At 69.8% G+C, this 12,432-nt stretch carries 10 protein-coding genes; 2 read left to right on the forward strand and 8 right to left on the reverse strand.

Translation table 11 applies throughout. The features are described 5' to 3' along the window. Positions 1-19 precede the first annotated feature (19 nt). Together gyrA and gyrB are read right to left on the reverse strand one after the other, a co-directional pair. Positions 20-2,521, reverse strand: a complete 2,502-nt coding sequence (gene gyrA, locus BLQ62_RS01055) for a DNA gyrase subunit A (protein WP_068563446.1) — start codon at positions 2,519-2,521, stop codon at positions 20-22. 65 nt (positions 2,522-2,586) lie between these two features. After that, entirely contained in the window at positions 2,587-4,650 is a 2,064-nt protein-coding gene (gene gyrB, locus BLQ62_RS01060) for a DNA topoisomerase (ATP-hydrolyzing) subunit B (RefSeq protein WP_068537577.1), read from the reverse strand. A 277-nt stretch (positions 4,651-4,927) separates the two neighbouring features. Between gyrB and BLQ62_RS01065 the strand changes: the two genes are divergently transcribed. Further along, on the forward strand, positions 4,928-5,383 hold the full coding sequence (locus BLQ62_RS01065) for a hypothetical protein (protein ID WP_068563448.1): 456 nt from the start codon (positions 4,928-4,930) through the stop codon (positions 5,381-5,383). On the opposite strand, the gene BLQ62_RS01070 is transcribed toward BLQ62_RS01065, so the two are convergent. Together BLQ62_RS01070 and BLQ62_RS01075 are read right to left on the reverse strand one after the other, a co-directional pair. Beyond that, entirely contained in the window at positions 5,380-5,922 is a 543-nt protein-coding gene (locus BLQ62_RS01070; protein WP_068563449.1) for a DUF721 family protein, read from the reverse strand. The genes BLQ62_RS01065 and BLQ62_RS01070 overlap by 4 nt on opposite strands. A 36-nt stretch (positions 5,923-5,958) precedes the next feature. Next, positions 5,959-6,801 carry a hypothetical protein gene (locus BLQ62_RS01075; protein ID WP_139184133.1) on the reverse strand — a complete coding sequence of 281 codons (843 nt, stop codon included), beginning with the start codon at positions 6,799-6,801 and terminating at the stop codon, positions 5,959-5,961. A gap of 56 nt (positions 6,802-6,857) precedes the next feature. Here BLQ62_RS01075 and BLQ62_RS01080 point away from each other — a divergent pair, with 56 nt between their 5' ends. Continuing rightward, complete coding sequence (locus BLQ62_RS01080) at positions 6,858-7,319, forward strand: hypothetical protein (protein WP_068563451.1); 462 nt, start codon at positions 6,858-6,860, stop codon at positions 7,317-7,319. On the opposite strand, the gene BLQ62_RS01085 is transcribed toward BLQ62_RS01080, so the two are convergent. From BLQ62_RS01085 to gnd, 4 genes are all read right to left on the reverse strand, one after another. Beyond that, positions 7,250-8,920 (reverse strand): MFS transporter, encoded by a 1,671-nt coding sequence (locus BLQ62_RS01085; RefSeq protein ID WP_068563455.1) that lies wholly within the window; start codon positions 8,918-8,920, stop codon positions 7,250-7,252. The two genes, BLQ62_RS01080 and BLQ62_RS01085, sit on opposite strands and share 70 nt — an antisense overlap. 1 nt (position 8,921) lies before the next feature. Further along, positions 8,922-10,247, reverse strand: a complete 1,326-nt coding sequence (locus BLQ62_RS01090; RefSeq protein WP_068537459.1) for a glycosyltransferase — start codon at positions 10,245-10,247, stop codon at positions 8,922-8,924. Positions 10,248-10,322: 75 nt separating this feature from the next. Further along, entirely contained in the window at positions 10,323-11,522 is a 1,200-nt protein-coding gene (gene recF, locus BLQ62_RS01095) for a DNA replication/repair protein RecF (RefSeq protein WP_068563456.1), read from the reverse strand. An 18-nt stretch (positions 11,523-11,540) separates the two neighbouring features. Beyond that, positions 11,541-12,425 carry a phosphogluconate dehydrogenase (NAD(+)-dependent, decarboxylating) gene (gnd, locus tag BLQ62_RS01100; RefSeq protein WP_068537450.1) on the reverse strand — a complete coding sequence of 295 codons (885 nt, stop codon included), beginning with the start codon at positions 12,423-12,425 and terminating at the stop codon, positions 11,541-11,543. Positions 12,426-12,432: the final 7 nt, after the last annotated feature.

Here is a 12,432-nt window from a genome sequence, read left to right on the forward strand (position 1 = left end):
CTTCGTGCTTCGCGGCGGCTTACGCCTCGCCGTCCGCCTGCTCGGGCTCGTCACTCTCATCGGCGTTGCGGGCGATCGCCAAAAGCGTAGTGCCTTCGGCCAGGTTCATCAGCCGGACGCCCTTGGTCTGGCGGCCCGCCTTGCGGACCTGCCGCGCCGCGGTGCGAATCACACCGCCGCCCGACGTGATGGCGTACAGCTCGGTCTCGTCGTCGACGATGAGTGCGCCCACCAGCTCGCCCCGCTTGGGGTCGAACTGGATCGTCAGCACGCCCTTGCCGCCACGCCCCTGGACAGGGTAGTCCTCCATCGCCGTGCGCTTGGCGTAACCGCCCGAGGTCGCGACGAGAAGGTACGTGTCGTCCTGAACGACGTTGAGGGCCAACAGCTGATCATCGCCGTTGAACCGCATGCCCTGCACACCGGAGGTTGCGCGGCCCATGGGTCGCAGCGCGTCGTCGGTCGCGTGGAAGCGGATCGACTGGGCGTTCTTGCTCACCAGCAGGAGGTCGTCCTCGGACGAGGCCAGCACCGCGCCCACCAGCTCGTCCTCGTCGCGCAGGTTGATGGCGACGATGCCGCCGCTGCGGTTCGAGTCGAAGTCCTCGAGCTTGGACTTCTTCACCAGGCCGTTCTTGGTGGCGAGGATCAGGTAGGGCGCGTCGTCGTAGTTCTTGATCTGGATGACCTGCGCGATCCGCTCCTCCGGCTGGAAGGCCAGGAGGTTCGCCACGTGCTGCCCGCGGGCCGTGCGGCTCTGCTCGGGCAGCTCGTACGCCTTGGCCCGGTAGACGCGGCCCTTGGTGGTGAAGAACAGGATCCAGTCGTGCGTGGAGCACACGAAGAAGTGCGCGACGATGTCGTCCTGCTTGAGATCGGCGCCCTTGACGCCCTTGCCGCCGCGCTTCTGGCTGCGGTACAGGTCCGTCTTGGTGCGCTTGGCGTAGCCGGTCTCCGTGATGGTGACGACCACGTCCTCGCGGGCGATGAGGTCCTCATCGGTCACGTCGCCGTCGGCCGCGATGATCCGCGTGCGCCGGTCGTCGCCGAACTTCTCGACGATCTCGCCGAGCTCGTCGCGGACGATGGCGCGCTGGCGCTCCGGCCGCTCGAGGATGTCCTTGAGGTCGGCGATCTCGAGCTCGATCTCGGCCAACTGGTCGATGATCTTCTGCCGCTCGAGGGCCGCGAGGCGGCGCAGCTGCATGTCGAGGATCGCGTTGGCCTGCAGCTCGTCGACGTCGAGGAGCTCGATCAGGCCGGCGCGCGCGATCTCGGTGGTCTCGGACCGCCGGATGAGGGCGATGACCTCGTCGAGGGCGTCGAGCGCCTTGACCAGGCCGCGCAGGATGTGGGCCCGCTCCTCGGCCTTGCGCAGCCGGAACCGGGTGCGCCGCACGATGACGTCCAACTGGTGCGTGACGTAGTAGCGGATCATCTGGTCCAGGCGCAGGGTGCGCGGCACCCCGTCGACGATGGACAGCATGTTCGCGCCGAAGCTGGTCTGCAGCTGGCTGTGCTTGTAGAGGTTGTTGAGCACCACCTTGGCGACGGCATCGCGCTTGAGCCGCACCACGATCCGCATGCCCACGCGGTCGGAGGACTGGTCCTCGATCTTGCTGATGCCGGCGATCTTGCCGTCGCGCACCTGCTCGGCGATCGAGAGCACCAGGTTGTCGGGATTCACCTGGTAGGGCAGCTCGGTGATGACGAGTTCCGTTGCGCCCTTGGAGTCCTCCTCCACCTCGACCACGCCGCGCATGCGGATCGAGCCGCGGCCGGTGGAGTAGGCGTCCTTGATGCCCTGGCTGCCCACGATGAGGCCGCTGGTCGGGAAGTCGGGGCCCTTGATCCGCTCCATGCACGCCTCGAGCGTCGCCTCGGAGTCGGCGTCGAAGTTCTCCAGGCACCAGAAGATCGCGTCCGCGAGCTCGCGCAGGTTGTGCGGCGGGATGTTGGTCGCCATGCCCACGGCGATACCGCCGGAGCCGTTCATGAGCAGGTTCGGCACGCGCGCCGGGAGCACCGTCGGCTCCTGCGTCTTGCCGTCGTAGTTCGGCGTGAAATCGACGGTCTCCTCGTCGATGTCGCGCAGCATCTCCATCGCCAGCGGCGTCAGGCGGGCCTCGGTGTAACGCATGGCGGCCGCGGGATCGTTACCCGGCGAGCCGAAGTTGCCCTGGCCGTCGATCAGCGGGTACCGCAGCGACCACGGCTGCGCGAGACGCACGAGGGCGTCGTAGATCGCGCTGTCGCCGTGCGGGTGGTAGTTGCCCATGGTCTCGGCGACCGGCTTGGCCGACTTCACGTAGCTGCGGTCGGGCCGGTAGCCGGCGTCGTAGGAGGCGTACAGGATGCGGCGCTGCACCGGCTTCATGCCGTCGCGCACCTCGGGCAGCGCGCGGCCCACGATCACGCTCATGGCGTAGTCGATGTAGCTGCGCTGCATCTCCTGCTGGATGTCGACCGGTTCGATCCGGTCGTGGCCACCGGTCTCGGTGGGCGGGGTGGTGTCAGTCATTTCAAGTCCTTCAGTTCATCGGTTCGACGGTGCGCGGCCCCGCCCCGAGGGGCGGGGTGTCCCGGCTACACGTCGAGGAACCGCACGTCCTTGGCGTTGCGCGCGATGAACGAGCGGCGCGCCACCACGTCCTCACCCATGAGGATGGAGAACAGCTCGTCGGCGGCGGCGGCATCGTCGAGGGTGACCTGCTTGAGCACGCGGACGGTCGGGTCCATCGTGGTCTCCCACAGCTCCTTGGCGTTCATCTCGCCGAGGCCCTTGTAGCGCTGGATGCCGTCGTCCTTGTTGATCTTCTTGCCGTTCTGCAGGCCGTCGGCGAGCAGCACGTCGCGCTCGGCGTCGCTGTAGGCGAACTCCGGGTCGGCGCCCTTCTGCCACTTGAGCTTGTAGAGCGGCGGCTGCGCCAGGTACACGTGGCCGTGCTCGACGAGCGGACGCATGAAACGGAAGAGCAGCGTCAGCAGCAGGGTGGAGATGTGCTGGCCGTCGACGTCGGCGTCGGCCATGAGCACGATCTTCTTGTAGCGCAGCTTGGCGATGTCGAACTCGTCGTGGATGCCGGTACCGAAGGCCGTGATGATCGACTGGACCTCGGTGTTCTTGAGCACCTTGTCGATCCGGGCCTTCTCGACGTTGATGATCTTGCCGCGGATGGGCAGGATCGCCTGGTACATCGAGTCGCGTCCGCTCTTGGCGGAGCCGCCGGCGGAGTCGCCCTCCACGATGTAGACCTCGCACTTGTCGGGGTCGTTGCTGCGGCAGTCGGCGAGCTTGCCGGGCAGGCCGCCGATGTCGGTGGCGCTCTTGCGGCGCACCAGCTCGCGCGCCTTGCGCGCGGCGAGGCGGGCCTGCGCGGACGCGGCGGCCTTCTGCACGATGGTCTTGGCATCGGCAGGGTTCGAGTCGAACCAGAACTGCAGCTGCTCGCGGCAGACCTTCTGCACGAAACCCTTGATCTCGGAGTTGCCGAGCTTGGTCTTGGTCTGGCCCTCGAACTGCGGCTCCGCGACCTTGACCGAGATGACCGCCGCGAGACCCTCGCGGATGTCGTCGCCCGAGAGATCGCCGTCCTTCTCCTTGACCAGCTTCTTGTCCTTGGCGTACGCCTTGACGACGCCGGTCAGAGCGGTGCGGAAGCCCTCCTCGTGGGTGCCGCCCTCGTGGGTGTTGATCGTGTTCGCGAAGGTGTGCACGGACTCGGAGTAACCCGAGTTCCACTGCATCGCGATCTCCACCTCGTGGCCCTTCTCCTTGCCCTCGAAGGAGATGATCGAGTTGTGGATCGGCGTCTTGGACGTGCGCGCGTTGATGTGCTTGACGTAGTCGACGAGGCCGTCGGGGTAGTGGAAGATGCGCTCGCGCTTCTTCGGGGCGACCTCGGCGAGCGCCGCGGCGACGTCGTCCTCGTGCGCCGACGGGGCCTCCTCGGTGATGGCCTCGTCCGGGACCTCGACGGCCACGGGCCGCTCGTCGGTCAGCGTGATGGTCAGGCCCTTGTTCAGGAAGGCCATCTCCTGCAGGCGGCGCGAGACCGTCTCGAAGTCGTAGTGCGTGGTCTCGGTGAAGACCTTCGGATCGGCCCAGAACCGCACCGTCGTACCGGTGCGGGTGGTGGGCTCGCCCTTGATCAGCTCCTCCGCGACGGAGTCGCGCTTCTTCTCGTCCCAGTGGAAGTTCTGCTGCCAGTGGTAGCCGTCGACGTCGATCTCGACCTCGACCTTGCTGGAGAGCGCGTTGACCACGGAGATGCCGACGCCGTGCAGGCCGCCCGAGACGGCGTAGGCGTCGGAGTCGAACTTGCCGCCGGCGTGCAGCGAGGTGAGCACCAGCTGCACGGTGGGCATGCCCTTGGAGTGCATCGCGACGGGGATACCGCGGCCGTCGTCGATGACCTCGACGGCGCCGTCCTCGCGCAGTTTCACGTCGACCCTGGTCGCGTGGCCCGCCATGGCCTCGTCGACGGAGTTATCGACGACCTCCCAGATCATGTGGTGCAGGCCGCGGGGTCCGGTGGTGCCGATGTACATGCCGGGGCGCTTGCGCACCGCCTCCAGGCCCTCGAGCTGCTTGATGGAATCCGCGCCGTACGAGCCCTTGGGCTTGTCCGCGTTGTTGTCAGCCGCCACGATGTGTTGGCGCTCCTTCGTCGAAACCACCGGGCGAACGGCCGTGAACTTCCACGGGCCGGGCCGCCGCGATGGCGATCGGACAGTGACCCGACGAGACGGGGCACTCTTGCCCTTCCAGTCTACTCCTCTTCACGACGATGAATGCGTTTGCCACGCCCTCATCGCGTCGCAGGCGCGATCAACCTCGTTTCGGTCGATTCAGTCCGAACCGCAAGCCGACGCGCACACGGCGACGCTGGGGCATGAACCGGCATTCGATCGTAGAGTCGGAGGCATGGATCACGCCGCGATCGACGACTACCTCGCGCGGTACGCGCAGACGCTCGCCCGCTTCGACGCGACGGCCGCCGCCGGCCTCTGGGCGGAGCCCGGGATGATCGTCGACGACCGCTTCTCCGGCGTCCTCGACGACCGCGCCGCCATGGCCCGCGGGCTCGAGCGGTCCTACCCGCTCTACCGCGCGTTGGGGCTGGCGTCGGTGGGCCACGAGCTCCTGGACACCACGTTCCTCACCGGCGCGATCGCGCTGGTCCACGTGCGCTGGCTCTTCCGCGACGCGGAGGGTGCACCGCTCACCGACAGCACGGCGTACTACATCGTGCGGGAGGAGGACGACGGGCTGCACGCCTGCGTCTGCGTGCAGGTGGACGACGCCGCGAAGCTGCAGGCCCTGGCCGCCGCGCGCGGCGTGGACCTCGCACAGTTCCTGCCGGACGGCCCGCTGGCCTAGCCGTAGGTGTCCCGCGGGCCGCGCCCCGGGACGTGCAGCGGACCCTTGCGCCAGCTGGGCGCACTCGGCCCGGTGATGTTCAGGGACGTGACCACGCCCTGGCCCACGGCCGCGTTGATCTTCGCCAGCAGCTGCGACTGCATGAGGCGCAGCTGCGTGGCCCACGCCGTCGATTCGGCGCTCACGTACAGCACCTTCTCCCGCAGGCTCACCGCGCGCGCGTGCGCCGCCACATCGGCCCCGACGACGGTGTCCCAGCACCCCAGGACCGTGCCCTCGCTGACCTTCGTATCCCACCCGCGGGCCTTGGCGATGCCGCCGATGAGGGCGCCGAAGGCCTGCGGATCGCGGTTGTCCGGCGACGGTCCGCTCCACTTCTTCGAGCCGCTGCGCAGCCGGCGGACGCCGCCGGTCATGGGCTCGGAGCGGCCCTGACCCACCGACTTGCCCGCCGCCTTCGCGGCCGCGCGCGCCTCCTCGAGGGCCCGCCGCGCGATGTCGGAACCGTGCAGCCGGCCGTCCTCGTTCTGCCCGGTCATGACACCTCCTTGCGCCCGCAATACCTGATGTTCAGGCTACTCCTCACCACCGACACGTTCCCGGCCGAACGGCGCGTCGAAGACGTCCGGTGCGGCCAGTGCCTCCAGCAGGCCCCGGGCGCGCGCCTCGTCCCACTCCCCCGTGTCCGACGGGGTCGCGGCGCCGTCCGCCAGCAGCGCGTAGCCCCGGCCGGGCGAGGCTCCCGCCGCGCCCGTCCGCCCGCCGAGGACGTATCCGCGCATCAGGGCCAGGCCGACCGTCGCCAGTTCCCGGTAGGGGACGGTGCTGGTGAAACCGAACAGCTCGAAGAGGCGGCGGTAGTTCGTCTCGAGCCGATCCGTCACCGCCGCCTCGGCGCGCTCGACGGCGGCCACGACGCGCTCGCGCTGCGTCCCCTCCGGCAACGTCGGCACGGCCACCGCGAGCGTCAGGTACAGCCGCCACCGGCGGTTCTCATTCCGGTCGGCGAGCAGATCGTCGTCCGCCGAGGCGGTCACGGCCCGCACCAGCGCGGCGCGCCGGTCCGCCACGGTGCGCAGCGCCCCCGCGTCGTTCCCGACCGCGTCCCGCAACACCGCCGTCGCCCGCGCCCCCCGGGTCGACGCGACCGGCAGCGCCTCCTCGGCGAGCGCGGCGAGGACGTCGGCCAGGAAGTCCTCGCGCTGCGCCCAGCAGCGGTAGGCGGCGGTCCGGGAGACATCGGCCTCGCGCACGGCGTCCTCGAGCCGCACGTGGTCGAGCCCGTTGCCCGGTCCTTCGTCCAGGACCCGGGCGACGGCGCGGGCGAGGACGCGGCGCCGCGTCTCCTCCAGCGCGAGCCGCGGCCGCCTCGGGGTGGACCCCGATTTTGGTACTCGGGGTTCCATACTCTTGCTCATGTGCATATGGTACGTGGTGTACCAACTTGGTACTCCGTGTTCCAAAGGAGACGATCATGGCTCATCCGACCCTCGCACGCCCGGCACCGTCGACCGGCACCGAGCGCACCGTGCTCGCGTACGGCCTCGGCGCCGCAGCCACCGCAGCCGGACTCGGGTACGCGCTCGCCGACGGGTTCGCCCTCGGCGGGCTCGAGCGGCACCTGCACGCGCTGTACGACCCCGTCGGGAAGTACGGCGAGAGCGCGCCGCTGTACGGCTACCTCGTGGTGGTCGGCGTCGTCGGGCTGCTCTGCTGGTGGGCGAACCTGCGGTGGGCGCGCCGGCGCGCGGCGACCGCCCGGCGCCGGGGTGCCCTCACCCTGGGCCTCGCGGCGATCCCCGTCCTGGCGCCGGTGTTCCTGCAGGAGTACGGGCAGCCGGTGATCCCGCTGTCGCTGGCGGCCGGCTACCTGGTGGCGTGGTCGTGCGGACTGCTCGGGGTGCTCCTGCTCCGCAGGCCCGGCAGCACGATCTGAGCGGTCACGTCCTCGGACTCGCGGAGCAGGAGGTCCTGGACGCTGACCTTGCCACTGGTGGGCGCATGACGGTGCCGTGCCGGCGGCCGGGTCCGCAGGAAGATCGCGACGAGTACGCACGCGACCACGCCCACGCCGGCCGCCACCAGGTTGGCGGACTGCATGGCCGAGACGAAGCTCTGCTGCACCGAGTGGCCGAGTGCGGCCTGCAGCTCCGGCGGCGCCGCCCCGATCGCGCGGATACCGCCGATCACCGAGGACTCCGCCTCGGCCCGCACCTCGGGAGCCAGCGGCAGGCGAGTGACGTCCTCGGCGACCTTGGCCGAGTACAGGTGCGCCACCACCGAACCCAGGATCGCGACGCCGAGCGCGCCACCGACCTCGCGCGTGGTGTCGTTGACCGCCGAGCCCGCGCCGGCCTCCTCCGACGGCACCGACGTCATCACCGAGGTCGTCGCGGGGCCCTGCAGCAGGCCCAGGCCCACGGCGATCACCGACATCGCCGGCAGGATGTCCGTGAGGTAGTCGGCGGACTCGGTCAGCCGCGACGTCAGCACGAAGCCCGCTGCCATGATCGCCAGGCCGACCGCGATGGTGAAGCGCATCCGCCGCTCGGTGTTCGCCAGGGCGGCGAGCGGTGTCACGGCGACGGCCGCGAGCGCGAACGGGATCACCCGCACCGCGGTCTCCAGCGGCCCGAAGCCGAGCACCGCCTGGAAGTACATGATCGTGATGAACACGAAGCCCAGCAGGCAGAAGAACCCGGCGCAGATCGCGAACGAGCCCATCGCGAATCCGCGGGAACGGAACAGGGTCACGTCGAGCACCGGGTTGTGGTGCCGCCGCTCATAACCGACGAAGGCCAGCACCAGGATCGCCGCACCGATCAGCGACCCCACGATCAGCGGGCTGCCCCAGCCGAAGTTCGGCGCCTCGATCAGGCCCCACACCAGCAGCGTGATGCCCGAGATCGACAGCAGCACACCGACGACGTCGAAGGAGGGGCGCTCCGACCCGAACGACTCGGGCACCAGGGCCAGGCACCCGATGATCGCGACGATGGAGATGGGGACGTTGATCCAGAACACCGAGGACCAGGCGAAGTGCTCGACCAGGTAGCCGCCCACGACCGGTCCGATCGCGATCGACGCGCCGGCCGCGGCGGACCACACGGCGATCGCCTTGGTCCGTTCCTCCTTCTCCGGGAACAGGTTCGAGATGATCGCGAGCGTCGCGGGGAAGATCAGCGCCGCCGCGGCGCCGAGTGCCGCGCGTGCGGTGATGAGCTCCGCGAGTGACGTCGACCGCGTCGCCAGCACCGAGATCACCACGAAGAGCACCAGCCCGGTGATGAGCACCTTGCGCCGGCCGAGGCGATCGCCGAAGTAACCGGTGGCGAGAAGCAGGCCCGCGAACACCAGGGTGTAGGAGTCCACGATCCACTGCAGCGCACTCATCCCGCCGCCGAACTCCTCGCTCAGCGTGGGCAGCGCGATGGTGACGATGCTGTTGTCCATGCCGGTCATCAGCACCGCGATGCACAGTGTGCCGAGTGAGATCCACCGGGTCGCAGCGGACGACGGACGCGCGGGAGTGCTCATGTCAGCGATCGGGGGTGGCGGCGCGCGCGTCGCCCACCTCGGCGAGGAAGGCGTCGAAGGCGGCCACGAACTCCTCGCGCCCGTCCAGGTCCGCGGCTGCGCGGGCGCCGGTCGCGCGGGCACCGTCGACGATCCGCTGATCGCGGATCAGCCCGAGCACGCCGTCGGCGATGGTCCGCGCCGTCATCCGGCGCCGCGGCAGGACCGCGCCCGCCCCGGCCGCCTCGATGCGGCGACCCCAGAAGTGCTGGTCGAAGGCCTGGCTGCAGATCAACGACGGACGTCCCGATGCGGCGGCGATGGCCGTCGTGCCGGCGCCGCCGTGGTACACCAGCGCGGCGCAGCGGGCGAAGACCCGGTCGTGGTCGACATCGGGCACCACCAACAGGTCCGGCGTCGCGACGATGTCCTCACGGGTGCTCGGCGACCAGCCGGGGACGGCGAGCACGCGGATCCCGTCCCGCGCCAGGATCTCGGCGAGGCCGTCCACGACGGTATCGAAGTCCACGACCGGCATGCTCCCGAATCCGACGTAGACGACGGGGCGCTCGTCCTGCGCGAGCCAGGCGTCGACCTGGGCGTCGCGCTCCGCGCGGGAGGCGGGGCGGCCGCCGATCCGGATGAAGCCGATACGGGGCTGTCTGACGTCGGAGCGCGAGCGGGGCGGCACCAGCGCCCGGCCGAAGGCCTCGACGCGCAGGATGTCGCGCCCGTCGAGCACCGACCGGGGATTGATGATGCGCCGCGGATACCCGGCTCGCCGGGCCAGTGCCACCGTCTTGGTGAAGATGCTCAGCGCCCAGCCGACGTTGAAGATCCGGTAGGTCAGCGGCAGGATGGCCGGGATGCGCGCCGTGAAGTCCTGCAGGCGCGGCTCGAGCAGCGGGTTCGGGACGGCGCTGTGGACGTCTCCGGGGAAGTACTCGAGCATCACGAGCGGGGTGTTCTCGCGGTGGGTGATCACCGCGGCCTGCTCCTCGAGGATCCGCGTGCTGATCACGCAGTCGACGTCCTGGCAGAACTCGGCGAACCGGTCGTCGAACTCGTCGCCGTGCGAATCGGCGAGTTTGCCCAGCTCCCGCAGCTGCGTCGTGGTGCTGGCACCGAAGAACTTCTTCTGGCCCTGCGGGGACTGCAGGAACTCCTTGAGGTTGAGCGTCGTCAGCACGTGCGGCTCGAAGCCGTAGGACCGGACGTACTCCTGCGACTCCACCGTGCACCCGATCTTCACCGCGTCGCCGCGGTCGGCGAAGATCCGCGCCACGGCCAGGAGCGGACTGATGTCGCCGCGTGAGCCCATGCATGCGATCGCGATGCGCATCGTCATGCCCTTTCTGTCGAGGTCACCTAATCGGTGGGGATGCTGTCCGGCGGAAACACACGAACTGTACGCCGTCCGAGGTTATTGCACACTCCGTTCCCCAATGAAACGTGTTCCGGATGAGAGCCGCGAGACCCGTGCCTCGGCGGGCCCCTCGACGGTGACCTCGTAGTTCGCGGCGCGCAGGACGGGGGGCAGATCCTCGGGCACGGCGGCGGTGACGATCACCTGCTCCGTTCCCGCGGCCACCTCCGCGAGCGCGGTCCGGCGCTTGGCGTCGAGCTCGGCGAAGACGTCGTCGAGCAACAGCACCGGCTCGGAGCCGCCGGCACGGAGCAGCTCCAGCGACGCCAACCGCAATGCCAATGCGTACGACCAGGATTCGCCGTGGGACGCGAATCCCTTGGCCGGCTCGTTCCCGAGCCGCAGATCCAGGTCGTCGCGGTGCGGACCCACCAGGCTCATCCCCCGGTCGATCTCCCGCGGCCGCGCGGCCGCCAACCCGTCGAGTAGCAGGCGCTCGAGCTCCGCGACGGAGGCCGTGGCCGGATCGCCGTCGAAGCCCTCGAACAGCGACCCGCTGTAACTGATCGTGGCGGCGCGCGAGTGCGGCGCGAGCGAGGCGTAGGCGACGGTCAGGTGGGGTGCGAGCGAGGCCACCACCTCGAGCCGCGCCGCCAGCACCTCGGCACCGAACCGGGCCAACTGCGCGTCCCAGACGTCGAGCGTCGAGAGCATCGCCTCGGCGTCCCCGCCGCCCCGTCGCGCCGCCGCGTACGCGGTCTTGAGCAGGGCGTTGCGCTGCTTGAGCACCCGCTCGTAGTCGGCCTTCTCCGCCGCGATGCGCGGTGTGCGCAGAATGGCGAGATCGTCGAGGAAACGGCGCCGACCGCCCGGCTCCCCACGCACCAGCGCCAGGTCCTCGGGGGCGAAGAGCACCGACTGCAGGATCCCGAGCAGCTCGCGCGGCCGCCGGCACGGGGCGGTGTTGATCCGGGCCTTGTTGGCCCGCCCGGCGATGATGTCGACCTCGGCCGTGAGCTCGCGGCCCGCGTTGTGCACCGTCGCCGCGACCGAGGCGCTCTCTGCGCCGACGCGGATCAACGGCTGGTCCGTGGCCACCCGGTGCGAGCCCAGGGTGGCGAGGTAGTTGAGCGCCTCGATGAGGTTGGTCTTGCCGAATCCGTTGCGGCCCACGAAGACGCTGACGCCCGGCTCCAGGTCGACGGTGACGTCGTCCCAGGACCGGAAGTCGTGCAGGGTCAGGCGGCGGACGTACAAAAGAGCAGTCGGCCCTGACTAGTCGGCGCGCCGCACGGCGTGTCCGCCGAACTGGTTGCGCAAGGCGGAGACCGCCTTCATCGTGTCCGAATCCTCCTGGCGGGACTGGAAACGCGCGAACAGCGCGGCCGCGATGACGGGCGCCGGCACGGAGTGGCGGATCGCCTCCTCCACGGTCCACCGGCCCTCACCGGAGTCCTCGGTGTAGCCGGTGATCTCCTGCAGCCCCGGGTCCTCCTCGAGGGCCTTGACCAGAAGGTCGAGCAGCCAGGAACGCACGACGGTGCCCTTGCTCCACGCCCGGATCGTGCCCGCGACGTTCTCGATCAGCGGCTCGGCCTCGAGCAGGTCGTAGCCCTCGCCGTAGGCCTGCATCAGGCCGTACTCGATACCGTTGTGGATCATCTTGGCGTAGTGACCGGCGCCGACGGGGCCGCTGTGCGCGAAACCGTCCTCCCGCGCGCCCTCCGGGCGCAGCGCGTCGAAGATCGGCATGGCGCGTTCGACGTCGGCGTCGGAACCGCCCACCATGAGGCCGTAGCCGTTCTCGAGCCCCCACACACCACCCGAGACGCCGCAGTCCAGGTAGCCGATGCCCTTCTCGGACAACAGTTCCGCGTTCACGTGATCATCGGTGTAGCGGGAGTTCCCACCGTCGATGACCAGATCGCCCGGCTCCAGGATGTCGGCCAGCTTCCGCACGGTCTCGCGGGTCGGCTCGCCCGCGGGCACCATCACCCAGACGGTGCGCGGCGCGGTGAGCGCCTCGGCCAACGCCTCGAGCGAGGGAACGTCCGTGACCTCCGGGCGGGGGTCGTAGCCGACGACCTCGTGCTCGGCGTTGCGGATCCGCTGGCGCATGTTCGCGCCCATCTTGCCCAGACCGATCAGACCCAACTGCATGTGCGAG

Source organism: Tsukamurella pulmonis (assembly GCF_900103175.1).
GTDB classification, from domain to species: Bacteria; Actinomycetota; Actinomycetes; order Mycobacteriales; family Mycobacteriaceae; genus Tsukamurella; species Tsukamurella pulmonis.

Excerpts from the sequence above, each read along its gene's own strand:
- gyrA (WP_068563446.1), bottom strand. The coding sequence starts at position 2,521 with ATGACTGACACCACCCCGCCCACCGAGACCGGTGGCCACGACCGGATC.
- BLQ62_RS01090 (WP_068537459.1), bottom strand. The coding sequence starts at position 10,247 with ATGACGATGCGCATCGCGATCGCATGCATGGGCTCACGCGGCGACATC.
- BLQ62_RS01080 (WP_068563451.1), top strand. The coding sequence starts at position 6,858 with ATGGCTCATCCGACCCTCGCACGCCCGGCACCGTCGACCGGCACCGAG.
- BLQ62_RS01085 (WP_068563455.1), bottom strand. The coding sequence starts at position 8,920 with ATGAGCACTCCCGCGCGTCCGTCGTCCGCTGCGACCCGGTGGATCTCA.
- BLQ62_RS01065 (WP_068563448.1), top strand. The coding sequence starts at position 4,928 with ATGGATCACGCCGCGATCGACGACTACCTCGCGCGGTACGCGCAGACG.
- BLQ62_RS01075 (WP_139184133.1), bottom strand. The coding sequence starts at position 6,801 with ATGAGCAAGAGTATGGAACCCCGAGTACCAAAATCGGGGTCCACCCCG.
- gnd (WP_068537450.1), bottom strand. The coding sequence starts at position 12,425 with ATGCAGTTGGGTCTGATCGGTCTGGGCAAGATGGGCGCGAACATGCGC.
- BLQ62_RS01070 (WP_068563449.1), bottom strand. The coding sequence starts at position 5,922 with ATGACCGGGCAGAACGAGGACGGCCGGCTGCACGGTTCCGACATCGCG.